The organism is Soonwooa sp. T0.1_25 (assembly GCF_057652215.1).
Genome location: NZ_JBYFBZ010000005.1, coordinates 190,259 through 216,203 on the forward strand (window position 1 = coordinate 190,259; position 25,945 = coordinate 216,203).

The window sequence follows — 25,945 nt, forward strand, 5'->3', positions numbered from 1 at the left end:
CCGGTAGTTCAGCTGGTTAGAATGCCGCCCTGTCACGGCGGAGGTCGCGGGTTCGAGTCCCGTCCGGATCGCAAAAAAGCTTTCAGATTTCTGAAAGCTTTTTTCGTTTTATATTAAAAATAGTTCTCTTACTATTTTTTTTTAGATTTGGGAATATTTAGCTTAAACGAAACTTTTTCTTCTACTCGTTTGTCTTTATCTTTTTTGTATCGAACTATAATATAAGCAGGTTTCTTCATATATTGTAAAGGTGAATTTTCACTCTCATAGTCGTAATTCTCTATTCTTACGATTGATAATGCGTGTTTTTTGTCTTCTTTGGTAAATGCATAGATCGCAGAAACATCATCTTGACTTGGTTCGTTTTTAAGAATGGTTAATGTCACGTCATCTGGAGCAATACTCAGGCCTTTTGGTAATCGATTAATTGGATATTCTTTATCATAATAATTTGTGATTCCGAAATCTATGTCTCCTATAATTTTGGTCGGTTTCATAGTTTTTGGAGAAAATCGGACTGCTCGTAAGTTTTCGGAACTATTAGAGCTTCCGATATCAAAATAATCGTTTTCAGTAAATATATCATCAATTGCAACAGTTTCTTTTTTATCCCCAATTAATTTAACATGTTCAAAGCCCATATTCGTATTTTTATTATTGTAACCATATGGGACAGATATGTATAAAATAAAATCTTCAGCTTCATTTAATTTTATGGGAACTGTAAGGTAATTAGTTTTTAAAGCTTTTTGAATAGATTCTCTTTCAATATTTGCTAAAGGAAGGAATTCAGTTTCATCCGTTATTGCTTTAGTAGGTTTGGCTTGTAGCTTCACATTACCCAAATCGATTTCTACCACTTTCCCTTTTTGTAAGCTCCCCATTTTCAGTACACTTCAAAAGTAGAATTTTTTCTTGATTTTTTACTGCTGTTGTTGTCGGATTTAGAAAAGTGGGCAGGAAAAGTGCTGGCCTTAGCCTGGGCTTGCTGTCCATATTTCCACATCACCGGCGATAAACCACCCAATGAGTCATGGAGGCGTTCGTGTTTGTAATCTCTTACACATTCCTGAGTAACACTTCTTACTTCATCTAAACTTTCAAAAATATATGCATCCAGGATCTGATTCCTGTAGGTTTTGTTAAAGCGTTCAATGTAGGCATTCTGTGTAGGTTTCCCCGGTTGGATATAATCAAAGTTGATCTCATTTACCCTGCTCCAAACTTCAGCAATATTTGCTATAAATTCCGATCCATTTTATATGCGGATTTTCTCAGGCTTGCCGTAGCGGTTCACCAGATGGTTCAGTATCCAGATTACCCGCGAACTTTTCAAACTGTAATCTGCCTCAATGTGAAGAATTTCCCTGTTGTAATCATTAATCCCATTAAAACTGCGGAACTTTCTGCCACTGGTAAGTACGTCACTCATAAAATCTATACTCCACGTGTGAGTAAATGTTTCCGGAACCTCCACGGGCGATTTTACTCTGGCAGGGAGCCGTTTCTTTACCTTGCGCCGCAAAGGAAGTTTCATTTCCTTATAAATCCTGTGTAGCCACTTATGATTGATTTTTTTGCCACGGTTGCGCAGCCGGTAATAGTACTTCCAGAAACCTTCTCTCGGATGGCTCTGTGTAAGTTGTTCAAGCTCCATCATCACCGTAGAATCATCTTTCAGTGAGCGGTAATGAAAACTGCTTCTGCTTAATTTACGTACACGTAAAGCCTTGCCTGAATCCTTCGGACGGAGCTCATGGATCTCCATGACAATCTCCCGTTTCCGACAAGGCTTTAGAGCTTTTTTTATTCAGAAATAATTAATGCTTTCTAAATGACTTCATGATTTAGCTTCGCTAAGTTCGATAATGTATTTTGTAACGTCAAGTTCCATGCGAGGTTTGCGTACATCCGCTTGAGCCGGGCATTTTCTTCTTCCAGCTCTTTCACCCGTTTGAGTTCACTAGCTTCTTGTGCTCTTTTTCATTGTCTTAATTACGATTTAAAGTTAATTATTTTATACTTTTAAACCGTACTGTTTTCGGGGGAGCTTACAGACGCACTTCATAATGCGTTAGATTTTGTACGAGTTAATCCTACCAAAAAAGTAATCGTTATCGCTGCTGATTATGCTAAATATGAGTTGGCATCTGGCGAGTATACGCAAGGTGCCGGCGCAATTGCATTATTAATTTCTTCTAAACCAAATCTTCTTAAGATTGAAAATGTATGGGGTGTTGCTACGGATAGTGTTTTTGATTTTTTTAAACCTAGAAGGTCTTTTGATAAATCTGATTTGAAGAATGCTCCAGACTCTTATCCAAACAAGATTGAAGTCTTCTCTGACGAGCCAGTTTTCGATGTACAATATTCTAATGAGTGTTTCAAAGCGCGAATTAGAGAGGCTTATGAACATTTTAAACTAGAAAAAAATAGTCACGAAGATCTTACAAAAGATTGGCGTTATTTGATATTTCATTTGCCATACGCATTTCATGGAAAGCGTGTTTTTACCGAATTATTTGCAATATAAAACGGATTGGCTTATATGTACACCGCTTCGGTTTTTATGGCTTTGATGTCAGCACTTCAAGTTTCATTTAATGAAAAAGAAGAATTAGCGGGTTCTAAAATTGGATTTTTTGCTTACGGAAGTAGTTCGAAATCTAAAGTATTTGAAGCAACTATTGGACAAGTTTGGAAGTCTGTCGTGGCAAAGTGGAAACTTTTCGAAACTCTAGAGCAGCGCAAAGCCATCGACTTCAAAACTTATGAAAAACTACATCGCAAGCAGCTTGAAGATTCTATTAGCCCAAGAATTGGTTATTTTGCTTTAAAACATATTGAACAAGAAAATCCAGTTTTGAAAGGTGCTAGGCTTTATAAAATGATGTAGGAAGTTTTTTATAATTTTTTTGAAAGAATTTGTTACAGAAATTGACCTATAAAAAGCCTCATTAACGAGGATTTTGTTATTGAATTATCGCAATCTTATTGTATTATCAAACTATCATTTTGGAATGACTTAGGCGTTGTCCCTTCATGTTGTTTAAAAACCCTTGTGAAATAATTGGTGTCTGTGAAACCCGTTCGGTAGGCGACTTCTTTGATGCTTTCTCGTTTTTTTAATAAATCTTTAGCAAGGTTAATACGTTCTTTTAAAATAAAATCGTTGGGCGAAATGCCAAGTTCTTCTTTAAACATTTTGAAAAAATTAGACTTACTGACATAAGCCATTTTCGCCATTTGATCGATATTCAGTTTTTGATGGAGATTTTTTTTAATAAAATCTATAATGTAACCGAGTCGCGATTGGTTTTTAGAAAGTTGCAATTGTATCATGGTGCTCGCTTGGGTTTGCATTAATCTTATCAATAACTCTTTAAGCGCAAAATCTGCCATCAGATCTTTGTGCGTGTTATTATCCATCGCAATCCGCATAATATTGTTGGTTGCCGAGGTCAACGATTCTGTATTGAAAAGATAATATTCTGGATTTTGAAGTTGCCAACAGCTTGTGTCGTCAACTTTTGTTTCATGGAGATTAAGATAATTGAGTGTATTCTCAATAAAGTCCGAATTTAGACTTAATGACAAACATTGCGAAGGCGCTTCGTCAGCTTCTGGAAAGTCGATGACCATCGTTTCGCCAGGTGCTACCAATACGCTTTCGCCAGGTAGATAGTCGAAGTAATCCGTTTTACCATCTAGTTTTAATTTTTTTTTGCCGCGTAACATTGCTGTAAAAGCCACATCGTTAAAATGTAATTTAACATCAAAAGCACTGCGATGGGTTTCATAGATATTAAATTCACAGTTTTTTAGTGTGTAAGAGGTTTTATTTTCTACCATGCTACCAAGTTGCTTTTCGTTTAGTAATGCAGGTTGATGTATGTATGATTTTTCTAGCGACATATTAACCTTCTTTTAAAATGGATTTTGTTAAAAATAAGGAATAATCTTTTAATAAACTTCTAATATTTTGTTAAGGAAATTCTAAAGTTTGCAACATAAAGAGGATTTTACTATAAATGTGTAGGATTGTGCTATTAGTTTGGATTTTATAAAATTAATTTCGAATTATCAATAACAAAAAAAACTAAACAAGTTTTAATGTTATTGATTATAAGTTTAATTAAAATAAATTTTAAAACCATATATATTATGAGTACAAATGTTATACAAAGACCTGACTTTAAGTCTAAATATGATAATTACATCGGTGGCAAATTCGTTGCACCAGTTTTAGGAAAATATTTTGATGTCGTTTCACCAGTAGATGGTAAAGTTTTCACACAAGCTGCACATTCGACTAAAGAAGATTTGGAGTTGGCTGTTGATGCAGCTGCTAAAGCTTTCGAAACTTGGAAAAATACGTCTGCTACAGAACGTAGCATTATGCTTAATAAAATCGCAGACCGTATCGAGGAAAATTTACAATACATTGCGTCTGTAGAGACGATGGATAACGGTAAAGCAGTTCGTGAGACTTTGGCGGCAGATATTCCGTTAGCGATTGACCATTTCAGATATTTTGCAAGCGTTATCCGTGCAGAAGAAGGATCACTTAATGAGCTGGATAAAGAAACGGTTTCTTTAATCGTTAACGAACCTTTGGGTGTTGTGGCGCAAATTATCCCTTGGAATTTCCCAATCCTTATGGCGGTTTGGAAGCTAGCGCCAGCTTTGGCTGCAGGTAACTGTGTGGTTCTAAAACCAGCAGAAAGCACACCGATTTCTATCATAGTTCTTATGGAACTTATTGGAGATTTAATTCCAGCGGGAGTTATTAATATCGTTAATGGTTTCGGTGCTGAGTTAGGAAGAGCTTTAGTAACTAATCCAAAAGTGGCAAAAGCGGCTTTCACAGGATCTACAGCAACAGGACGTTTGGTCATGCAATATGCAACCGAAAATATCATCCCAGTAACACTAGAATTAGGAGGAAAATCTCCGAATGTATTCTTTAGTTCGGTGATGGACGAAGATGATGAGTTTTTGGACAAAGCGATTGAAGGAGCGGTTTTATTTGCTTTAAATCAAGGTGAAATTTGTACTTGTCCTTCAAGATTGTTGATTCAAGAAGATATTTACGATGCATTTATCGCAAGAGTTGTAGAAAGAGTTAACGCAATTAAAGTTGGTCATCCGTTAGATCCAACGGTGATGATGGGTGCACAAGCTTCTCAAATCCAGAAAGATAAAATTTTGTCTTACATCAAATTAGGAAAAGAAGAAGGTGCAGAAGTATTAACTGGTGGCGACGCTAACCATTTGGGTGGCGATATCGAGGACGGATACTACATTCAGCCGACTTTGTTCAAAGGACATAACAAAATGAGAATTTTCCAAGAAGAAATTTTTGGACCAGTGTTAGCGGTGACAACTTTCAAAGACGAAGCAGAAGCTATCGCAATTGCAAATGATACGATTTATGGTTTAGGGGCAGGAGTTTGGACAAGAGATGCACATCAATTGTACACGGTTCCAAGAGCAATTCAGGCGGGAAGAGTTTGGGTTAATCAATACCACTCTTATCCAGCTGGCGCGCCGTTTGGAGGTTACAAGCAATCGGGTATCGGTCGCGAAAACCACAAGATGATGCTCGATCATTATCGTCAGACAAAAAATATGTTAATCTCATATAATAAAAATAAGTTAGGTTTCTTCTAGAATAATAAAACACTTTTTAGCGTGCCCGTTGTCTTAGGGTAGCCCCGGACAACGGACAGGCTTTTAGGGTTGAGTTTCGCTTAATCCATAAAATTCACCATGCAAAATTTTAAATTAAAAACTAATAAAATAGAGAGTTATGATTCCTAAAACAATGAAAGCTGCGGTAGTGCAAGGGTATGGACAACCATTAAAAATTATGGAGGTTCCGGTAAGAGAACCAGGACGATATGAGGTATTGGTAAAAGTTATTGCTTGTGGTGTTTGTCATACAGACTTGCATGCCGTAGATGGAGATTGGCCTGCAAAACCAAAAATGCCACTTATTCCAGGACATGAAGGTGTAGGAATTGTGGTGGCTTGCGGACCAGAAGCTCAAGTAAAAGAAGGTGATGCAGTTGGAGTTCCGTGGTTGTATTCCGCTTGTGGAGGTTGTGATTATTGTATCACTGGATGGGAAACTCTTTGTGAAGCTCAACAAAATGGAGGATATAGTGTAGATGGAGGTTTTGCAGAATATGTTATTGCAGATTCTAGATACGTAGGGCATCTTAAGAGTAACGTTAATTTCTTGGAGATTGCACCTATTTTGTGTGCAGGGGTTACAGTGTATAAAGGACTGAAGGAGACGGAAACAAAACCTGGAGAATGGGTTGCTATTTCTGGAGTTGGAGGATTAGGTCACGTTGCTGTTCAGTATGCAAAAGCAATGGGAATGCACGTTGCCGCTATTGATGTTGCCGATGATAAATTAGAATTAGCAAAAAAACTGGGTGCAGACTTGGTTGTTAATGCTAAAGAAACAGATCCTGGAGCTTACTTACATAAAGAGGTTGGCGGTATGCATGGAGCGTTGATCACGGCGGTTTCGCCTATTGCTTTTAAACAAGGAATTGATGTTCTTAGAAGAAAAGGAACAATTGCTCTTAATGGTCTTCCTCCAGGTTCTTTTGAGTTACCGATTTTTGAAACCGTTCTTAAGAGAATCACCGTTAGAGGTTCTATTGTTGGTACAAGAAAAGATATGCAAGAAGCATTGGATTTTGCAAATGAAGGCTTAGTAAAAGCAACAGTTACTTCCGCGAAACTAGAAGATATTAATGAGGTATTTGATAAAATGAAGGCGGGTCAAATTGACGGAAGAATTGTTCTTGATATAGCAGGACAAAACTAATTTTTATTAATTGTATATGTAGTTTTTATAATTTGTGTTTTTAGCCTGACTTTAATAGAGCCAGGTTTTTTTGTTCCCAGAAATAATGTTTAACTTTAAGTAAATTAAAGAAGATGATATCTCGATTAGATGTTACAAATAAAGCTTTGGAAGTCATTAGTACTTTGGAAGCACAACACGGACCGTTGATGTTTTATCAAGCAGGAGGCTGTTGCGAAGGCACTCAACCACAATGTTTTGAGAAAGGCGGATTTTTTCCGCGCATGAATGATGTTCTTCTTGGGCATATCAAACATTACGAGTTTTGGATAGACCGCGATCTCTTCGAATATTGGCAGTATTCGCATTTTACCTTAGATGTGCTCGACGGTTTTGGTCCTGGTGGCTTTTCGCTGGAAACACCTTTGGGAAAGACTTTTAAAGTACATTATCGACTTTTCTCAACCGACGAACTCGCAGATCTAGAACCTGTCAAAAGAAATGAATAACTTTTAGTATATGGCTTGGTTCCGAAATCTTAGCGATACAAAACAATTAGTATTAATATGGACTTTACCAGGATTGGCGATCATTGGTTTAATGCCACTTAGCTATTTGTTTTATTAATGGCGCTATTTTAGAGTTATAGTTTAACTTCTTTTGACCGTTTCTTAGCCGTCGGCTGTTGTGACTATTGGGTGTATTTAAATTTTAGATAATAGGTTATACGTTAGATTTTTTTTAAAATTAATGCTCAATTTTTTGAGGATAAAAAAACCTCCTGATTATGGACAAGAGGTAACCCAAATGTTTTCACAACGGAATAATCCTTATTATGAATTGCTTTCAAGTCTTAAATATAGTAAAAAAAACGAAATACAATAATTTTTTTCTTTTAAATAAAAAAATGCTTAGTTTTATTTTTTAACGAAAAAACTAAACTATGACTAAAAATATACTTGGATTGGATTTGGGAGTTTCATCTATTGGATGGGCTGTTATACAGGAAGATTCCAAAAATTCTGAAAATAATAAAATTATCAAATTAGGAGTACGTGTAAATCCATTGACAGTGGATGAGCAAATTAATTTCGAAAAAGGAAAGCCTATCACAACAAATGCAGGAAGAACTCTTGCAAGAAATGCACGCAGAAATTTGCAAAGATACAAGCAGCGTAGAGAAAATCTCATTGATGTATTGAAAAAGAATTCTATCTTGAAAGAAGGGGATTTACTTACAGAAATAGGAAAAAACTCTACTTTTCAAACTCAGAAGATGCGTGCGAAATCAGCAAATGACAAAATAGAGCTTTCCGAGTTTGCTCGAGTTTTGCTCTTGCTCAACAAAAAACGTGGTTATAGAAGCAGTAGAAAAGCGAAAAATGAAGATGAAGGACAAATTATTGATGGAATGTCTGTTGCTAAAAAACTCTATGACGAAAAGTTAACACCCGGTGAATATTCTTTTCAACTATTGCAAGAAGGTAAAAAGCAATTACCCGATTTTTATCGTTCAGATTTACAAGCAGAGTTTGACAGTATTTGGAAGTTTCAACAACAGTTTTATTCAGAAATTTTAACCACTGAACTTTATAAAGAACTACAAGGAAAGAATAAAAATGCAACTTGGAAAATTTTAGAGATTCCCTTTTCATTGGTTGGAGTAAAGCAAATTGGTACACAACAAGAGAAGAAAATTGAGAAATACCAATGGAGAGCAAAAGCAGTTAAAAACCAATTGGATGGAGAAGAGCTTGCTGTTGTTTTTCAAGAAATCAATAGTAATCTCAATAATTCAAGCGGTTATCTTGGCGCAATCAGTGATAGAAGCAAAGAGTTATATTTTAATAATCAGACTGTTGGGGAATATTTATACAATCAATTAAAAGCAAATCCCCACACCAAGCTTAAAAATCAGGTATTTTACCGACAAGATTATTTGGATGAGTTTGAGAAAGTTTGGGAAACTCAAGCTAAGTTTCATCCAATATTAACGAAAGATTTAAAGGAAGAAATTCGTGATATTATTATTTTTTATCAAAGAAAATTAAAATCACAGAAAGGATTAATTACCATTTGCGAATTCGAAAATCGAGAAAGAGAAGTTACCGAAAATGGAAAAATCAAAAAGAAAACTGTAGGTTCTAAGGTTGCGCCACGCTCTTCGCCATTATTTCAAGAATTCAAAATTTGGCAAGTTCTCAATAATATCAGCTTCCAAAATATTGAAACCAAGGAAGAACTTCCATTGGATTTAGAAATGAAAGAAGCACTTTTCAACGAAGTCAATATCAAAGGAAATCTTTCTCCAAAAGAGATTTTAGATTTAATTGGATATTCTGGAAAAGAATGGAAATCAAAATTCAAAAATATTGAAGGGAACAAAACCAACGAAAGTTTGTATGATGTCTATTTAAAGATTTTAGCTAATGAAGGTATTGACTTTCCAAAAGAGTTTAAATTAAGCGCAGAAGATGATATCTAAGTTTCCAAAATTTCTTCCTCTGCTTTTGCGATTAAAGAGTTTGTAAATAAAGGGTTTGAAGAACTTGGAATTAAAACTACAATATTAGATTTTGACGCTCAACTCGATGGAAAAAATTTCGAAAAACAAGATTCTTACCAACTTTGGCATTTATTGTATTCTTATGAAGGCGACGATTCTCCATCTGGAAACGAGACTTTGTATAGACTTTTACATGAAAAATACGGTTTCAAAAAAGAGCATTCACAATTGTTGGCAGAAATTGGTTTTGTTCCAGATTATGTAAGTTTGAGTTCCAAAGCCATGCGAAAAATTTATCCTTACATTAAAGAGCATAAATACAGTGATGCTTGTGCTTATGCAGGATACAATCATTCTAAAAATTCTTTAACTAAAGAAGATTTAGCAAATAGAGTTTTGAAAGAGCAGTTGGATATTCTTCCTAAAAATTCACTTCGGAATCCTGTGGTAGAAAAGATTCTCAATCAAATGATAAACCTTGTAAATGAAGTGAGTAAAGAATACGGAAAACCTGACGAAATCCGAATAGAATTGGCTCGCGAACTGAAAAAGAATGCTGCGGAACGTGCAGATATGACTTCCGAAATTAATAAAGCAACGCTTCTTCATCAAAAATATGCATCGGTTTTACAAAATAAATTTGGAATAAAATCACCATCCAGAAATGATATTATCCGTTACAAATTGTATTTGGAATTAGAGAAGAACCTTTTCAAAGATTTATATACGGATACACAGATTAAAAAAGAAGAATTATTCACTGATAAGTACGATATAGACCATATTATACCACAATCTCGTTTTTTTGATGATAGTTTTTCTAATAAAGTTGTTGTTCCGCGAGGTGCCAATTTGAAAAAAGGAAATTCAACAGCTTACGATTATTTGGAAAATGAAGGAAAAAATCAATTAGAAAAATTTCTGAATGTCATTAATGAACTTTATGATAAAAAAGAAATTTCTAAAGCCAAATTTGAAAAATTACAGAAAAAAGCGGCTGATATTGGAGAGGGTTTTATTGAAAGAGATTTGCGAGATACACAATATATTGCAAAAAAAGCTAAAGAAATTCTTTTTGGAATTACCAATTCTGTAGTTTCAACTTCAGGTAGAATAACCGATAAATTGCGAGAAGAATGGAACCTTGTAAATACTATGAAAGAATTAAACCTAGATAAATACAAAAAATTAGGTTTAACAGAAATCATCAAAAATTCAAAAGGAGAGGAGAAGGAACGAATTGTTAATTGGACAAAAAGAAACGACCATCGTCATCACGCAATGGATGCACTTACGGTTGCTTTTACAACACACAATCATATTCAGTATTTGAATTATTTGAATGCTAGGAATGATGAAAAACATAAAGAACACAAAAATATTTTTGGCATTGAAAATTCGATAACAAAAGTTATAGAAAAAAGCAACGGTAAAAAAGAACGAATTTTTGTTGAACCTCTGAAAAACTTCAGAAAAGAAGCCAAAAAACATCTTGAAGAAGTGTTGATTTCTCACAAAGCAAAGAATAAGGTTGTCACTAAGAACATCAATAAAATAAAGAAAAAAGGAGGTGTTATCGCAAAAACAGAATTGACGCCGAGAGGACAGTTGCATAAAGAAACCATCTATGGAAGCGCAAAATTTCTGAAAACAAAAGAAGAAAAAATCTCCGCAAAGTTTGATGTTGAAACCATCAATAAGGTACAAAATGAAAAATATAGGACTGCGTTGTTAGAGCGATTACAGGAAAATGATGGAGATTCTAAAAAAGCATTTTCAGGGAAAAATGTGATTACAAAAACGCCAGTTTATCTTAACTCTGAAAAGACCGAGCAAATTCCAGAAAGCGTAGCATTGGCTTGGTACGAAGTAGGGTATACAATTAGAAAAGAAATCGTTGGTTCTAATCCTACTTCTAAACAAATTATTCCTGAAGGAAAAATGTTAGAAAAAATAGTGGATAAAGGAATTAGAGAGAAACTTACACAACGATTGAAGGAGTTTAATGGAAATGCTAAAGAAGCTTTTTCTGATTTAGAAAAGAATCCAATTTGGCTTAATAAATCAAAAGGAATTGCTATTAAAACAGTTACGATAACTGGAATAAGCAATGCTGAAGCGCTACATTACAAAAAAGACCATTTAGGAAAAGAGATTTTGGATGAAAACGGAAAAAGAATTGCCGTCGATTTTGTGAGTACCGGTAATAATCATCATGTAGCGATATATGAAGATGAAAACGGAAGCCTCCAAGAAAAAGTAGTAAGTTTTTATGAAGCTGTTGAACGAGTAAATCAAAATTTATCCGTTATCGATAAAGAGTATAATCAAGGTTTGGGTTGGAAGTTCCTTTTTTCAATGAAACAAAATGAAATGTTTTTGTTTCCATCAGAAGATTTTAATCCAAAGGAAATAGATTTATTTGATGAAAAGAACTTGATTTTGATTTCTAAAAATATGTTTAGGGTGCAGAAGATTGCAACAAAAGATTACTCATTTAGACATCATTTAGAAACTACGGTTGAAGATAACTCTAAAACTAAAGGGATAACATGGAGAAGAGAAGGAATTAATGGAATTAAAAATATCCTCAAAGTAAGATTAAACCATTTAGGGAAAATAGTTCACATCGGCGAATACTAAAAACTAATAACTATGATCACCCGCTCCATTTACATTGGCAATCCCGCCTATCTCAAGCTAAAAGACGAGCAAATGCACATTCTTTGTCCCGAAACCAAAGAAACCAAAGGTAAAGTCCCCGTTGAGGATTTGGGATTGTTGATGTTGGATCATTTTCAGATAACCATTTCGCATCAATTGGTTCAGAAAATGATGGGGAATAATGTTGTGGTCATCAGTTGCGATGCACATCATTTACCGCATGGGATGATGTTGCCTTTGCATGGACACACCGAACATTCGGACCGAATAAAAGACCAACTCGAAGCCAGCGAACCGCTCAAAAAGCAATTGTGGAAGCAAACTGTAGAATGCAAAATCGAAAATCAAAAAGAAGTTCTGCATCGCTTGGGCAACTATTTCGAACCCATGCTAGATTATCAGCAACAAGTAAAAAGTGGCGATATCACCAATATGGAAGGCATTGCGGCGCAGCACTATTGGAAATACCTTATCAGTCACGATTTTTTGAGACAACGTTTCGGAGATTCTCCCAATCAGTTTTTCAATTTTGGTTATTCTGTGTTGCGTTCCATGGTCGCCAGATCCATTGTGGAAACGGGTTTACTACCAGTTTTAGGGATTTTCCACAAGAATAAATACAATCCATATTGCCTTGCTGACGACCTCATGGAGCCTTATCGACCGTTTGTGGATTTGCTCGTCATGCAATGGCTCACTTTGCATCCCGATACAGAGGATTTAAACAAAGAATTCAAGGCACATATCCTCAAAATTGCCACAATGGATGTGAGAATTGAGGACAAAATCCGTCCGCTAATGGTAGCGGTCAAAACCAGTGCAAGCTCTTTGTATAAATGCTACACGGGCGAAAAAAGATTGATAGCATATCCCAGAATACCATGAAAACAAAACTAATTTGGGCGTGCCCCTTAATTTCCTTCGCTTCCAAACCTAATGGGTTTTCTTTCCAGCCGCCATCAAGGGGCGGTCTTTGTGCAGTCGCTTTTCTTATGGGGCTTCGGCTTCGCTCAGCCGCTACAAGAAAGAGCTCCAACAATGCACTACGCCCTCACGCGAAAGTTTACCGCTCCCAATCCACATTCGCGTATGAAACAAGACCGTTTTAATGCCTATAGAATTATGTGGGTTTTAGTATTGTATGATTTGCCAACCGAGACCAAAGCCAATATGCGAGCGGCCAACCAATTCCGAAAAGGATTAATAGACGATGGATTCACCTTGTTTCAATTTTCAATGTACGTTAGGCATTGCCCCAGTCGCGAAAACGCCGAAGTACATATCAAACGCGTAAAACTCATGCTTCCAAAAGCAGGAAAAGTTGCCATTATGTGTATCACAGACAAGCAATTTGGCGATATCGAAATCTTTTTTGCCAGAAACAAAGAAGAACCACCACCGACCTTTCAACAACTCGAATTATTTTAATTTTTCCAATCCTAAAAACCACAAAAATCCCCTGTAAAATAGGGGATTTTTAATTTGAGGTTGTGTTGTATCCCAAAGATACTAAAGTTTGAAAGCAATTCACAACTGAGCGCACCTACTTTGCGTTTAACTTACCGTTGTGTTGTATCCCAAAGATACTAAAGTTTGAAAGCAATTCACAACGGGGAACGATATTAACAATGAACTTGAAGAGTTGTGTTGTATCCCAAAGATACTAAAGTTTGAAAGCAATTCACAACACTGCGTCTTTTATATAAATTGCTTTAGTTGTTGTGTTGTATCCCAAAGATACTAAAGTTTGAAAGCAATTCACAACAGCATATCGTCAAATCCTAAATTAAGCATAGTTGTGTTGTATCCCAAAGATACTAAAGTTTGAAAGCAATTCACAACGGGGAACGATATTAACAATGAACTTGAAGAGTTGTGTTGTATCCCAAAGATACTAAAGTTTGAAAGCAATTCACAACACTGCGTCTTTTATATAAATTGCTTTAGTTGTTGTGTTGTATCCCAAAGATACTAAAGTTTGAAAGCAATTCACAACAGCATATCGTCAAATCCTAAATTAAGCATAGTTGTGTTGTATCCCAAAGATACTAAAGTTTGAAAGCAATTCACAACCGTATTTTTTAGAAGTGTTAATCATATTTTGTTGTGTTGTATCCCAAAGATACTAAAGTTTGAAAGCAATTCACAACTTTTAACATTTCCTATATTCTTTTACGATGGTTGTGTTGTATCCCAAAGATACTAAAGTTTGAAAGCAATTCACAACTGAAACAGCAACTCAAACAGTAAGACACACGTTGTGTTGTATCCCAAAGATACTAAAGTTTGAAAGCAATTCACAACAGGAATTAAACGAGCTACAAGAATTATTAAGTTGTGTTGTATCCCAAAGATACTAAAGTTTGAAAGCAATTCACAACAGGTGGCGACGGAGAAATACTTTTTTTATGGTTGTGTTGTATCCCAAAGATACTAAAGTTTGAAAGCAATTCACAACCATAGCTACGTCAATATCCATGTATTGCATGTTGTGTTGTATCCCAAAGATACTAAAGTTTGAAAGCAATTCACAACCAAAGAATATAAACAAACAAATGTAATTTCGTTGTGTTGTATCCCAAAGATACTAAAGTTTGAAAGCAATTCACAACAATATAATCAATAGTCTCATAACCGTTAAGGTTGTGTTGTATCCCAAAGATACTAAAGTTTGAAAGCAATTCACAACAAACCAACTTCAAAACTCTTAATTATGAAAGTTGTGTTGTATCCCAAAGATACTAAAGTTTGAAAGCAATTCACAACTATGCGGTAAACATTTCAACGTCTTTTCGCGTTGTGTTGTATCCCAAAGATACTAAAGTTTGAAAGCAATTCACAACAATGGGCTAATGCTTCCATTAAGAAGGTTGGTTGTGTTGTATCCCAAAGATACTAAAGTTTGAAAGCAATTCACAACTAAAAGAGATAACGAAAAGTTAAATACAGGGTTGTGTTGTATCCCAAAGATACTAAAGTTTGAAAGCAATTCACAACAGCACAAGAAGCATTTAAGAAATCTGCATTGTTGTGTTGTATCCCAAAGATACTAAAGTTTGAAAGCAATTCACAACATAACCTTGTTTTGGACTTCTTGTGCCATCGTTGTGTTGTATCCCAAAGATACTAAAGTTTGAAAGCAATTCACAACAGCATATTGGAATTAAAAACGACAAGAAAGGTTGTGTTGTATCCCAAAGATACTAAAGTTTGAAAGCAATTCACAACTCTTTTTCATAGCACATGAGGACCGCGGCGGTTGTGTTGTATCCCAAAGATACTAAAGTTTGAAAGCAATTCACAACAGACCAGATTATAAGATGGGAAACTGGGCGGTTGTGTTGTATCCCAAAGATACTAAAGTTTGAAAGCAATTCACAACAGGACGCAGCGCTGCGCTGCAATGCCCTGAGTTGTGTTGTATCCCAAAGATACTAAAGTTTGAAAGCAATTCACAACGCTAAAAGTGGCAGGCTTTGAAGCTGGCGCGTTGTGTTGTATCCCAAAGATACTAAAGTTTGAAAGCAATTCACAACAGCTGAAGCGCAGCATTATTATTATACTGGGTTGTGTTGTATCCCAAAGATACTAAAGTTTGAAAGCAATTCACAACGATAATAAACTATAACCATTACCTAACCCAGTTGTGTTGTATCCCAAAGATACTAAAGTTTGAAAGCAATTCACAACAATCTGCATCACAGTCTGTTTTGGATCATAGTTGTGTTGTATCCCAAAGATACTAAAGTTTGAAAGCAATTCACAACCGCCACTTTCCGCAATGTCATGCGCTGTGGGTTGTGTTGTATCCCAAAGATACTAAAGTTTGAAAGCAATTCACAACATTGGCACTTGGTTATTTTCTTATCGCTTGGTTGTGTTGTATCCCAAAGATACTAAAGTTTGAAAGCAATTCACAACATCAACAAAAACTGGAATAAACTCCATCTTGTTGTGTTGTATCCCAAAGATACTAAAGTTTGAAAGCAATTCACAACCAAAGAATCCGATAATTAGAAGTGCTATTTGTTGTGTTGTATCCCAAAGATACTAAAGTTTGAAAGCAATTCACAACTTATAAAATTAGCAAAGATACATTTGACCAGTTGTGTTGTATCCCAAAGATACTAAAGTTTGAAAGCAATTCACAACATACGAAAAGGAAAGGGGCGAAAAGGATAAGTTGTGTTGTATCCCAAAGATACTAAAGTTTGAAAGCAATTCACAACGGCGCAATCAGCCTGGCTGGCAGCGGTGACGTTGTGTTGTATCCCAAAGATACTAAAGTTTGAAAGCAATTCACAACAGAAATCATCAGCACCAGTTTTGCTGAAGGGTTGTGTTGTATCCCAAAGATACTAAAGTTTGAAAGCAATTCACAACCGGAATCCTAATCTAAAATCAATGCGAATCGTTGTGTTGTATCCCAAAGATACTAAAGTTTGAAAGCAATTCACAACAACAAACTTCTGTTGGCGTTGGTGTTCACTGTTGTGTTGTATCCCAAAGATACTAAAGTTTGAAAGCAATTCACAACAATTACCTTTACTTCTTCTTTTTGTCGTTCGTTGTGTTGTATCCCAAAGATACTAAAGTTTGAAAGCAATTCACAACGGTAGATAGGAGAAAATATCCTCAAGCATTGTTGTGTTGTATCCCAAAGATACTAAAGTTTGAAAGCAATTCACAACCACTTTTTCATCAGTAAATTCAATCACTTCGTTGTGTTGTATCCCAAAGATACTAAAGTTTGAAAGCAATTCACAACGAAAGCTAGTTGTAAGTTTGGATTTGCAATGTTGTGTTGTATCCCAAAGATACTAAAGTTTGAAAGCAATTCACAACACCGAAAGATAAAGCTCATCTTTAGGGTGGGTTGTGTTGTATCCCAAAGATACTAAAGTTTGAAAGCAATTCACAACATACAAATTATCTACATCTACGCCGTTGTAGTTGTGTTGTATCCCAAAGATACTAAAGTTTGAAAGCAATTCACAACTAGATATTATGCGTCCCAAAAATGCTTTTTGTTGTGTTGTATCCCAAAGATACTAAAGTTTGAAAGCAATTCACAACTGAGTCGAATGGATTAATGCAGCATTGTTAGTTGTGTTGTATCCCAAAGATACTAAAGTTTGAAAGCAATTCACAACAGGTATTTCCCCCGTTTATTACTCTCCAAAGTTGTGTTGTATCCCAAAGATACTAAAGTTTGAAAGCAATTCACAACGTAACTGCCGAAAATATATTGGATGTTAGTGTTGTGTTGTATCCCAAAGATACTAAAGTTTGAAAGCAATTCACAACGATTGATGCATTCGCTGGCGCTACGGTTGGGTTGTGTTGTATCCCAAAGATACTAAAGTTTGAAAGCAATTCACAACTGGTTTTAGTATTGACCCTACTACATTAATGTTGTGTTGTATCCCAAAGATAGTAAAGTTTGAAAGCAATTCACAACTCTGTTCTGCGTGGCTTTTCTAAGAATTAAGTTGTGTTGTATCTTAAAAAAAATATCGTGTACAGATTTTGGTGTTTTCATTTTTTAAAATAAAAATTATGAAAAGTACTGGCAATCAACTAAATTTGTTGTAGGAAAATGAATAATGAATAGACAAAAAGTAAAACGACATTTCTATATTAGATTAATAATCGCAAGTGCGTTTGTTGGTGGATTAGCGTCAATACTGGCTTTGTTATTAAAAACGATTACCATATTTTGTCAAGACTTTTTATACGAAAAAGCGCTTGAAAAGAATTTTCTGTTTGTCATTTTTCCAACGATTGGGATAACGGGTATTTACTTTTTAAGAAAGTACTTTTTTAAAAATAGAAAAAATAAAGGTATCACCGAAATCTACAAAACTGTCGATCAAAGAAAAGATCATTTACCTTTGTTTAAAATTCCATCGCATTTTATTAATGGTTTTTTGACTGTAATTTTTGGTGGTTCCACGGGTATCGAAGTTTCTACTGTGGTGGCGAGCGCAACAATCGGGAACGATATTTATCAAAATCGATTTTCACCAAATCTTTATAAAGTGGAATTGGTTTGTGCAGGCGTTGTGGCGGGCGTTTCAATTCTTTTTGGAAGTCCTATTGTCGGTTGGTTATTTGCGGTTGAAGTCATTGCAAAAAAGCTTAACAAAAGTATTTTTGTGAGTTGCACGATGTCGGCGATGGTGGCGTGGGGATTTTTATTAGTAATGAAGCCAGATATTTTTCTTGACTATCGAATTACAGATTGGAAATGGTCGTCCTTTCCATTTTTTATTGTATTAAGTTTGTTAGGTGGTACTTTGTCGGTCTACTTCACCTTGTTGGTGACACGACTAAAAAACTTTTTTTCGGGTATTAATAACAATTTTTTCCGTGTTAACCTTGGTGCAATTACTGTAGGCTTGATGATATTGGAGTTTCCGTTTTTGTATGGCGATAGTTACCACGCCTTAGCACCATTGTTGCAGCATCCTACACGATATTCGATGTTGTTTTTATTGTCATTGGTGGTTCTAAAACCTTTAGCATCCGCACTAACTTTGGGAGCAGGAGGAGATGGTGGTGTTTTCGCTCCAAGTATTGTGGTAGGTGGCTTTTTGGGCTTTTTGTTTGCTTATGTTTGCAATAATTATTTAGGAACTTCTTTAATCTACCATAACTTTATGTTGGTTGGCGCTGTGGCAACTTTATCAGCCTCTATTTACGCTCCATTAACAGCTTTTTTTTTGGTTTGTAATTTAGCACCGAATGCCTATGTTCTTTTTTTTCCACTTTTAATGGCGAGTTTTATTTCAAGGTATTTTGCTGGGAAGCTACTTCCGTATAATGTGTATACTTATCAAATGAAATAATTTTTTGAAAAAATCAATATACTAGCCTAGAAAGTTTGCATACAGTTTTTGTTTTAAATAAGATTAATACCCGTTGTGCATTTTGAGGTGTTTTCGTCACTTCGAGTAGATTTTTTTAAAAAAATCGTATCGAGAAGTTTGTAATTTTGAAGATAAATCTATTCTCGATACATTTTTTCTCCACTCTGTTACGAAAAAACACTCGAATTGACGAATCAAATATTAAAATGTTTCAAAATGCACAACGGGTAAGATTAATATATTTTAAAAACATTATTTTTGAAGAAAAAATATGATAAAGCCGCACGTGAAAAATTTTTGTTTACAGGTGCGGTTAAAACTCTCAATATTTAATTTTAAAAAATCAACAAATTAATAAAAGGCGTAATTGTCCATTTTCTTCTGGAGCACGATGAACACAGGGCAGGACTTGCTGCTTGGGATGGTCAACGGCTAATCGCCAAAGGTATCCATTTTCTAGATTGATGGGTTTTGCATCCGCGTTGGGTTGATAATGAAGATCAAAAAAATTATCTTCCAGAAAGCTTTCAAAATTACCGTCTCGAGGATCGTGCAGCGCTTTTAACTTTTCTCTAACTTCAGGAATTTGGATTTTTTGAGTGACCTCTTCATTAGCAACAATATCGCTAGAGGCTCCAAAATAAGTACACAAAAACGTGTCTGTTGCAATAGGAGAGCGGTCTACATGAAACGAATAAACGTCGGTTGAGATGTAAACAAATTCATCATCTCGCTCATAACATTTCAGAAGGTTGAGCGTCGGCGAAGCGCCGAATTCTTTTAATAATTTAATGTCGTTTAAGATAATTTCTCGAGCAAGAAGACCTTGCTTTGATAGGTTTAAGTTTAATAAATCAGCTTCCGAAACCACTGTTATATTTTCTTTTAATTCCAATAGATCGACAATTTCCTCAAAATCACCATCCATAGGTCTTTGCCAACAAAGTGCATTATTTTTACCAGAAAATTTTGTGTCCACCAACTCTGGAAAAGACGATACAGTTTTTATTTGATTAAGATGATCAAACTTTGATTTCATTATTATTTAACGACTATTTTAAGTTGCAAAATTAAGCTTTTTAGAAATCATATTTCCTTTTTAAAGTTAATTGAAAACAACATCCTTCACGGACAGTTTTATGAAATAATTTTTATATTTAAGCCAAATTAGAAATTAAAAAAATGAATCCACCGCAACAACTTTTAAAAAATCTTTTTTGGAATTTTAATCAAGATAAATTTTCATCTCAACAGGATTTTGAGAACGAATTGGTCAATTATAACGAATTGATTTCAAAAGAAAAAGAGAATATAGATTTGTCGGAAATTATGCTTAATTGTCCTAAAATTGTGGTTCAATATTCTTATTGGGATGAGGAGGAAGATGATGATATCGAGCCTGATTTTCTTGTGGAAGCGAATAATGCGTCTAATTTTACGACAGGCGAGTTGCTTTTCAAAATTCATAACGAAGTTTGTGAAAGTCTTGTTAATGATGATCATATTTTTTTTGAAGGTTTAGAATTATGGAAGGAGGATCATCCCGATTTTTCTGGCGTTCCGTTTTATTTTTTATTGCAAGGAAGTTAGTAAAATAGCAAGTTATACCAATAAAAAATGTATAATATAAAACGAGCAACTCTGCATGACTATCCACGAATTATGGAAATTTGGGAAAGTGCGGTTTTGGCAACACATGATTTTTTGAAAAAGCAAGATTTTGAGTTGTTTAAACAATTAATTCCATCGGAGTTTTTACCACATTTACAAGTTTTTGTTTTGGAGCAAAATAGACAAATCGATGCTTTTTTTAGTGTTTCTGATGATAATTTAGAAATGCTTTTTGTTCATGATAAAGTGCGTGGAAAAGGCCTAGGCAAGCAAGCTGTGACTTATGTTGTCTATATTTTGATAATTTTGAAAGTAGATGTTAACGAGCAAAATCCTCAAGCCATAGGTTTTTATGAGAAAGTGGGATATAAGAAAGTTGGACGTAGTCAACTTGATGGTATGGGAAAACCTTATCCACTCGTACATTTTGAATTTCTAAAAGTTTAATTTACTCTTCAACCAATTCAATATTAGGATGGTCTGCGATGATTTCTAAAATAATTTCAAAGTAAGTTTTTCCTGTTCCTGCATTTAACTCTTTAATTGAATTTTTAATAAGATTTTTATTGTAACTATTAGGGTATTTTAGTTTTTCGTGATAAAAATTTAATGTAAAGTCATGTCCGAAAAGTTCTTTCATTCTAAGGAAATCTTTCCAAATTAACCGAATGGGCTCATTGCCATTTATTTCTCCAAAACCACCATATAATAGGTCATTCAAAGCATCAAGACTTTCTCCTAGTTTCCAGTTTTCGTTTGGCATTAGTTTGTTGTTTAATTCTGTATACAAGCTGGTTTTGTCCACAATTTTTGATCCGTCAATTAGGATTTCCTTTTTCACTTTTTGGGGTTTTATTAAGCTAATTTAATTTTAAAAATATTTAGAAACAAACAATGCAAACCCGAAGATTTGCATTGCGTATTGTTTAGTTAGTTCCTTTACGTTTTGGTTCTTTCACCTCTGGCCAATTTTGTCCATCAGGAAGAACACGTTTTTTACGACTTACCAATTCGGGATCTTCCGAAGCCATGTACGCCATTACAGCTGCTGCGATAACATTGTTTCTAACTTCGTCAAACATAATTTTGTCATAAGTATCTCTGTTGGTGTGCCAAGTGTAACCACCATAACCCCAGCTGTTTGAACTTAAAGAAATACCCGGTATTCCTGCAGCTACAAAAGAAGCATGATCGGATCCACCACCGCCAGGCATTCCAGGGAAGGACGTTTCAATATTTTTTGAAACCTTTTTCGGAAGTGCTGCCATCCATCTTGTCAAGTAATCGTAAGAATCTACAAAACCTTGACCTTGGATGCTTACAACACGACCAGTTCCGTTATCTTGGTTGAAAGCAGCTTGTGTATTTTTGATGATTTCGGGATTGTCATATACGAAACTGCGCGAACCATTAAGACCTTGTTCTTCACTTCCCCAAAGTCCAATAATGATTGTTCTTTTATTGTTTGGATAGTATTTTTTGAGGATACGAGCAGCTTCCATCATTGTAATAGTCCCTGTTCCGTTATCTGTTGCACCTTGTGCGCCGTCCCAAGAATCTAGATGTGCCGAAAGAATCACATACTCATTTGGTTTTTCTTTTCCAGGAATTGTTGCAATGGTGTTAAATGATTTCGCTGTCCCTAGAGATTTAGATTGTGTGTTGATTTTCACTTTTGGGGCTTTCCCATTTTTAGCCAATCTGTAAAGCATGCCATAATCTTCTAAAGCGATGTCGATCATCGGGATGTTTTTGGTTTTAGCTCCAAAAATTCTGTTAGCACCCATAATGCCAGTCCAGTTAGAAATAGCAATACCAGCTGCGCCAGCCTTTTCTAAAGCTTCGGGAAGCGTTGTGTTATCATAACCTGTATTTTTTACTAACGTTTTGAAAGCTTCAGTATCTTCTTCTTTTTGTTTTTTATAAGCTTCGTAATTTTCGGGAAGTGCAAATTCTTTAACCTGATAATCTGGTCGACCTGTACGTTGGTATTGCGACATCAGTACGATTTTTCCTTTAATGCTTTTTAACCAATTGGTGAATTCGGCAGGATTATTAACGTTTGGAAGAACGACTACTTCTGCCTCTATGGCTTTTTTAGTTGCGGGTGACCAAGCCAGTTGCATAGATTCTAGGCTTTTTACACGAGGAGAAGTCATTTCCACTTGCGTGATGCCACGTTGCCAAGATGCCCATTCTCCGAATTGTTGTTTTTTAGCATCGATGCCCCAAGATTTGAATTTGTCGATCGTCCAATCATTAGCTTGTTCCATTTCTGGCGTACCGACCAATCGTGGTCCAATAACGTCAAGTAACTCAAAAGCAAGGTTTTCTAATTGCGAATTGTTGTTGGTTTCGTTAACGATACTTTGGACAATTGGATCAAGTTTTTCCGTTGCATTACTTTGCTGTGCTACTACAACTTGTGAAGAAAGAAGCAGAGCCGCAAGTGTCATTTTCATGTTAAGTTTCATACACTTTTCTTTTATACATTTAAGCTTTCAAGTTAAGGATATAAAGTGAGCTTACAAAGTTTGTAACGATTGCTTTTTATTTTAAATGAATTTGTATTTTTAACGAATATTTTTCTTGGATATGAAAATTTTTCCTGTTTTAAAAACTGATTGATTAATAATGTCGCCCTACACTTTAGACGACGCGCCCATTGTTTTTTTGCAGCGTTCGAGCCATGAAGTGATGCAATATATCTAAAGAGCGCCTTATAGCGATGTTTCACAAGCTGTTGACTTTATTAATATGAACTTTGAACAATTCCAAAATGATCAATCGATAACTTGGGCTTTGCCTTATGAAGACGTTGGCGAATTGTTGGGTTCTATTTGTCTTTGGCAGTTTTCTGAAGATCGAAAAACGGCAGAAGTTGGCTATGATCTTAGACACGAATTGCATGGCAAAGGTTTGATGTCCGAAGCAATGAAAACGGAGATGGATTATGTTTTTAATGTTTTAAAAATAAATCAAATTGAAGCTTTCACAAGTTTTAAAAACAAGCCATCTATGGCTTTGCTATGGGGATTTAATTTTGGATTGCACGAAGCCAGAAAAGACGATAATAACGAGGACAACTTAATTTTTGAATTAAAATCTTAACCAGCTTACTTTAATCTTAAGGATTTTTTTTATTTAAATTTAAAAATAAACGCTATTCTTCGGGAGGTAGATTATACTTTTCGCCAATAAGTCTAGCAGTTACCATTGCTGCAACTGTGTCGCCAGTGGAGTTAAGAACTGTCGCCAGCGGATCTACCAAAGTCCCAATAATCATGACCGCTGGGATGGCTTCTTGTGGTAATTGATAAGCCGAAATCATTAACATTTCGCCAATATAACCGCCATTGGGGATTCCACCTGCAACAACACTTACGAAAACTGTGATGCCGAGCGCAATGATAATATTATTAAACGTAAAAAAGTCCCAACCTAAAAGTAAAAACGCAACATATATTTTCACAATCGAGGAGATAGACGAACCATTTTTATGAATCGTTGTCCCAATCGGGATTACTACGTTCGCCACCGAAGCTGGTATTCCGATTTTTCTTGCTGCTTCTAAATTAACAGGCATCGTTGCAAGACTGCTACAAGTACTTATTGCAATAAAACTTGGGAGAATGTTGTTTTTCCAAAAAAGTTTAACGCCTTGCGGACCGCGACCAATAAAAGCAAAAAGACTAAAAAATACAAAGAAATATACGATGCCAGCACCGTAATAGACAGCCAAAGGTTTAGCGTAAAAGCCAACCAATTGTGGACCTAAAGTCCCAACTTGGTAAGCAATATAAGCGCCAAGTCCGATTGGTGCGGCTTTCATAACCAGAAGTAGAAGGTTTTTCATGATGTCGTTGCCACCTTCAACAAAGCTTTTAAAAGTTTTAACCTTGCTTGGATCACTTTTTCGAATCGATATTCCTAATAAAAATGAAAATATTAAAAGTGCCAACATATTTTGACGTGATAACAACATATAAAACTCGCCAACGGTGAAGAAGCGGACAATTCTGTCGCCCCAAGATTCGGTGTTTGTAATATTTTCAACCGCTTTTGTAGCCGTAGTTCCGGTTGGTCTTTCGGTCGGGAAAAGATAAACTGCAACCAAGCTAAAAACCGCTGCAATTAGCACAAATGTTAAAAAAGTAAACATCATGGCGAATAAGATTTTCCCAAGTTTACTTTCTTGTTCGATGGATGATACGGCAGTCACAATGGCAAAAAACACCAACGGTATAACCGTCACAAATAATAAGTTGAGAAAAATATCGCCAACAGGCTTTAGAAAATGTATCGTCTGCGGAAAGAAAATACCAATACAACTACCGACGCTAATGCCGATTAACAAAAGGATAATGTTAGAATAGCTATTCCAAAAAGTGGATTGAAAAAATGGCATAGTCAAATTTTTTGTAAAAGTAAAGTTAAATATGTTTTTGAAAATTGAGCTATGTTAACTAAATTTATAATCGAAAAAGATTTGTAAGGAACAATTATTGCACGTCAATAGCTATTAAAATCTAAGAAAATTATAGAACAATATGGCCTATATAGATTACTATAAAATACTTGGTGTCGACAAAAATGCTAGCCAAGATGATATTAAAAAAGCTTACCGAAAACTCGCTCGAAAACTCCATCCAGACCTTAATCCTAACGACAAGGAAGCGGAAAAGAAATTCAAAGAATTGAATGAAGCCAACGAAGTCTTATCCAACACGGAAAATCGTGCTAAATACGATAAATATGGAGAAAATTGGAAGCATGGCGAAGAGTACGAGAAAGCTCAACAGCAACAAAGATCATATTCTCAAAATTACGGCGGCGGTGGGGGATTCTCGGGCGCTGATTTTGGGGAAGGTGAAGATTTTTCAGATTTCTTTCAGTCGATGTTTGGCGGTTCTGCTGGCGGATTTGGTCGCAGCAGTCGAGGAAGTTCTTCTGGTAAGTTCAAGGGACAAGATGTCTCGGCAGAACTTAGTTTGACTTTAAAACAAGCTTCTGAAACGCATCAACAAATTTTTGAAATTAATGGCAGAAAAGTAAGAATAACAATTCCTGCTGGGGTTTACGATGGCCAACAAATCAAGCTTAAAGGTCACGGAAATGCCGGAATGAATGGAGGTCCAAATGGTGATTTGTTTATCACCTTTAATATTGCAGAAGATGCTATTTTCAAAAGAAATGGCGACGATCTCGAAACAGAAGTTACTATCGATTTGTATACAGCACTTTTGGGAGGAGAAGTTATGATCCCAACACTTAATAGTCAGGTTAAACTTAAGGTGAAATCTGTGACACAACCCAATACGAGAGTTCGTTTGAAAGGAAAAGGATTTCCTGTTTACAAAAAAGAAGGACGATTCGGCGATTTATTTGTGACTTATAAAGTGGAATTCCCGAAAGAGCTTAATGACAAACAAAAAGAATTGGTAGAACAATTAAAAAACAGCTAAG

At 35.4% G+C, this 25,945-nt stretch carries 19 protein-coding genes, 1 tRNA gene, 2 pseudogenes and 1 CRISPR repeat array; of the genes and pseudogenes, 14 read left to right on the forward strand and 8 right to left on the reverse strand.

Annotated elements, in window-relative coordinates:
* Positions 1–68, forward strand: a tRNA-Asp gene (locus AC23MB_RS09170).
* Between the two features lie 63 nt (positions 69–131).
* Here the strand turns inward: AC23MB_RS09170 and AC23MB_RS09175 are convergent.
* From AC23MB_RS09175 to AC23MB_RS09185, 3 genes are read right to left on the reverse strand one after another with little or no spacing between them, the layout of a single operon-like run.
* Positions 132–884, reverse strand: coding sequence for a hypothetical protein (locus tag AC23MB_RS09175; protein WP_313029165.1), 753 nt, complete (start codon positions 882–884; stop codon positions 132–134).
* Between the two features lie 2 nt (positions 885–886).
* On the reverse strand, positions 887–1,243 hold the full coding sequence (locus AC23MB_RS09180) for an integrase core domain-containing protein (RefSeq protein WP_487787081.1): 357 nt from the start codon (positions 1,241–1,243) through the stop codon (positions 887–889).
* 15 nt (positions 1,244–1,258) lie between these two features.
* A complete protein-coding gene (locus AC23MB_RS09185) occupies positions 1,259–1,768 on the reverse strand; it encodes a transposase family protein (RefSeq protein ID WP_487787064.1) in 510 nt (169 codons plus the stop codon).
* 375 nt (positions 1,769–2,143) lie between these two features.
* Here AC23MB_RS09185 and AC23MB_RS09190 point away from each other — a divergent pair, with 375 nt between their 5' ends.
* Positions 2,144–2,533 carry a hypothetical protein gene (locus tag AC23MB_RS09190; RefSeq protein WP_374329782.1) on the forward strand — a complete coding sequence of 130 codons (390 nt, stop codon included), beginning with the start codon at positions 2,144–2,146 and terminating at the stop codon, positions 2,531–2,533.
* A gap of 15 nt (positions 2,534–2,548) precedes the next feature.
* The gene (locus AC23MB_RS09195) at positions 2,549–2,896 is read left to right on the forward strand and encodes a hydroxymethylglutaryl-CoA synthase (protein WP_487787082.1); all 348 of its coding nucleotides are present in this window, start codon (positions 2,549–2,551) and stop codon (positions 2,894–2,896) included.
* A gap of 95 nt (positions 2,897–2,991) precedes the next feature.
* Here the strand turns inward: AC23MB_RS09195 and AC23MB_RS09200 are convergent, their stop codons facing one another.
* On the reverse strand, positions 2,992–3,915 hold the full coding sequence (locus AC23MB_RS09200) for a helix-turn-helix transcriptional regulator (protein WP_487787065.1): 924 nt from the start codon (positions 3,913–3,915) through the stop codon (positions 2,992–2,994).
* Between the two features lie 249 nt (positions 3,916–4,164).
* On the opposite strand from AC23MB_RS09200, the gene AC23MB_RS09205 reads away from it, so the two are divergent.
* The 7 genes and pseudogenes from AC23MB_RS09205 (at position 4,165) to AC23MB_RS09235 (ending at position 18,847) form a co-directional block, all read left to right on the forward strand.
* Positions 4,165–5,673, forward strand: a complete 1,509-nt coding sequence (locus tag AC23MB_RS09205) for an aldehyde dehydrogenase family protein (protein WP_487787066.1) — start codon at positions 4,165–4,167, stop codon at positions 5,671–5,673.
* A 139-nt stretch (positions 5,674–5,812) separates the two neighbouring features.
* Positions 5,813–6,847, forward strand: coding sequence for an alcohol dehydrogenase AdhP (gene adhP / locus AC23MB_RS09210; RefSeq protein WP_313031209.1), 1,035 nt, complete (start codon positions 5,813–5,815; stop codon positions 6,845–6,847).
* A 113-nt stretch (positions 6,848–6,960) separates the two neighbouring features.
* On the forward strand, positions 6,961–7,335 hold the full coding sequence (locus AC23MB_RS09215) for a DUF779 domain-containing protein (RefSeq protein WP_487787067.1): 375 nt from the start codon (positions 6,961–6,963) through the stop codon (positions 7,333–7,335).
* A gap of 434 nt (positions 7,336–7,769) precedes the next feature.
* Positions 7,770–11,975: pseudogene (cas9, locus tag AC23MB_RS09220) on the forward strand (type II CRISPR RNA-guided endonuclease Cas9).
* A gap of 12 nt (positions 11,976–11,987) precedes the next feature.
* The gene (gene cas1 / locus AC23MB_RS09225; RefSeq protein WP_487787068.1) at positions 11,988–12,881 is read left to right on the forward strand and encodes a type II CRISPR-associated endonuclease Cas1; all 894 of its coding nucleotides are present in this window, start codon (positions 11,988–11,990) and stop codon (positions 12,879–12,881) included.
* Positions 12,882–13,085: 204 nt separating this feature from the next.
* The gene (gene cas2, locus AC23MB_RS09230; protein ID WP_312322603.1) at positions 13,086–13,424 is read left to right on the forward strand and encodes a CRISPR-associated endonuclease Cas2; all 339 of its coding nucleotides are present in this window, start codon (positions 13,086–13,088) and stop codon (positions 13,422–13,424) included.
* Positions 13,425–13,483: 59 nt separating this feature from the next.
* Positions 13,484–17,457: a CRISPR direct-repeat array (repeat unit 47 nt; unit sequence GTTGTGTTGTATCCCAAAGATACTAAAGTTTGAAAGCAATTCACAAC).
* 145 nt (positions 17,458–17,602) lie between these two features.
* Positions 17,603–18,847, forward strand: coding sequence for a chloride channel protein (locus AC23MB_RS09235; RefSeq protein WP_487787069.1), 1,245 nt, complete (start codon positions 17,603–17,605; stop codon positions 18,845–18,847).
* A gap of 364 nt (positions 18,848–19,211) precedes the next feature.
* On the opposite strand, the gene AC23MB_RS09240 is transcribed toward AC23MB_RS09235, so the two are convergent.
* Positions 19,212–19,907, reverse strand: coding sequence for a DUF1826 domain-containing protein (locus AC23MB_RS09240; RefSeq protein WP_487787070.1), 696 nt, complete (start codon positions 19,905–19,907; stop codon positions 19,212–19,214).
* A 143-nt stretch (positions 19,908–20,050) separates the two neighbouring features.
* Here AC23MB_RS09240 and AC23MB_RS09245 point away from each other — a divergent pair, with 143 nt between their 5' ends.
* Positions 20,051–20,458, forward strand: coding sequence for a hypothetical protein (locus tag AC23MB_RS09245; RefSeq protein ID WP_487787071.1), 408 nt, complete (start codon positions 20,051–20,053; stop codon positions 20,456–20,458).
* A gap of 27 nt (positions 20,459–20,485) precedes the next feature.
* Positions 20,486–20,926, forward strand: coding sequence for a GNAT family N-acetyltransferase (locus AC23MB_RS09250; protein ID WP_487787072.1), 441 nt, complete (start codon positions 20,486–20,488; stop codon positions 20,924–20,926).
* A 1-nt stretch (position 20,927) separates the two neighbouring features.
* Here AC23MB_RS09250 and AC23MB_RS09255 read toward each other — a convergent pair whose 3' ends face one another.
* A complete protein-coding gene (locus AC23MB_RS09255) occupies positions 20,928–21,320 on the reverse strand; it encodes a barstar family protein (protein WP_313031193.1) in 393 nt (130 codons plus the stop codon).
* Positions 21,321–21,405: 85 nt separating this feature from the next.
* Positions 21,406–22,953 carry a M28 family peptidase gene (locus AC23MB_RS09260; protein ID WP_487787073.1) on the reverse strand — a complete coding sequence of 516 codons (1,548 nt, stop codon included), beginning with the start codon at positions 22,951–22,953 and terminating at the stop codon, positions 21,406–21,408.
* 265 nt (positions 22,954–23,218) lie between these two features.
* Between AC23MB_RS09260 and AC23MB_RS09265 the strand changes: the two are divergent.
* Positions 23,219–23,590: pseudogene (locus tag AC23MB_RS09265) on the forward strand (GNAT family N-acetyltransferase); the annotation flags it as partial.
* A gap of 52 nt (positions 23,591–23,642) precedes the next feature.
* Here AC23MB_RS09265 and AC23MB_RS09270 read toward each other — a convergent pair.
* Positions 23,643–24,887: a dicarboxylate/amino acid:cation symporter gene (locus AC23MB_RS09270; RefSeq protein ID WP_374330847.1), complete on the reverse strand. Its 1,245-nt coding sequence runs from the start codon at positions 24,885–24,887 to the stop codon at positions 23,643–23,645.
* A 142-nt stretch (positions 24,888–25,029) separates the two neighbouring features.
* On the opposite strand from AC23MB_RS09270, the gene AC23MB_RS09275 reads away from it, so the two are divergent.
* Positions 25,030–25,944, forward strand: coding sequence for a DnaJ C-terminal domain-containing protein (locus AC23MB_RS09275; RefSeq protein WP_487787074.1), 915 nt, complete (start codon positions 25,030–25,032; stop codon positions 25,942–25,944).
* Position 25,945 lies beyond the last annotated feature (1 nt).

Excerpts from the sequence above, each read along its gene's own strand:
- AC23MB_RS09245 (WP_487787071.1), top strand. The coding sequence starts at position 20,051 with ATGAATCCACCGCAACAACTTTTAAAAAATCTTTTTTGGAATTTTAAT.
- AC23MB_RS09235 (WP_487787069.1), top strand. The coding sequence starts at position 17,603 with ATGAATAGACAAAAAGTAAAACGACATTTCTATATTAGATTAATAATC.
- AC23MB_RS09275 (WP_487787074.1), top strand. The coding sequence starts at position 25,030 with ATGGCCTATATAGATTACTATAAAATACTTGGTGTCGACAAAAATGCT.
- adhP (WP_313031209.1), top strand. The coding sequence starts at position 5,813 with ATGATTCCTAAAACAATGAAAGCTGCGGTAGTGCAAGGGTATGGACAA.
- AC23MB_RS09240 (WP_487787070.1), bottom strand. The coding sequence starts at position 19,907 with ATGAAATCAAAGTTTGATCATCTTAATCAAATAAAAACTGTATCGTCT.
- AC23MB_RS09270 (WP_374330847.1), bottom strand. The coding sequence starts at position 24,887 with ATGCCATTTTTTCAATCCACTTTTTGGAATAGCTATTCTAACATTATC.
- AC23MB_RS09195 (WP_487787082.1), top strand. The coding sequence starts at position 2,549 with ATGTACACCGCTTCGGTTTTTATGGCTTTGATGTCAGCACTTCAAGTT.
- AC23MB_RS09185 (WP_487787064.1), bottom strand. The coding sequence starts at position 1,768 with ATGGAGATCCATGAGCTCCGTCCGAAGGATTCAGGCAAGGCTTTACGT.
- AC23MB_RS09215 (WP_487787067.1), top strand. The coding sequence starts at position 6,961 with ATGATATCTCGATTAGATGTTACAAATAAAGCTTTGGAAGTCATTAGT.
- AC23MB_RS09260 (WP_487787073.1), bottom strand. The coding sequence starts at position 22,953 with ATGAAACTTAACATGAAAATGACACTTGCGGCTCTGCTTCTTTCTTCA.
- AC23MB_RS09200 (WP_487787065.1), bottom strand. The coding sequence starts at position 3,915 with ATGTCGCTAGAAAAATCATACATACATCAACCTGCATTACTAAACGAA.
- cas1 (WP_487787068.1), top strand. The coding sequence starts at position 11,988 with ATGATCACCCGCTCCATTTACATTGGCAATCCCGCCTATCTCAAGCTA.
- AC23MB_RS09205 (WP_487787066.1), top strand. The coding sequence starts at position 4,165 with ATGAGTACAAATGTTATACAAAGACCTGACTTTAAGTCTAAATATGAT.
- AC23MB_RS09250 (WP_487787072.1), top strand. The coding sequence starts at position 20,486 with ATGTATAATATAAAACGAGCAACTCTGCATGACTATCCACGAATTATG.
- AC23MB_RS09175 (WP_313029165.1), bottom strand. The coding sequence starts at position 884 with ATGGGGAGCTTACAAAAAGGGAAAGTGGTAGAAATCGATTTGGGTAAT.
- cas2 (WP_312322603.1), top strand. The coding sequence starts at position 13,086 with ATGAAACAAGACCGTTTTAATGCCTATAGAATTATGTGGGTTTTAGTA.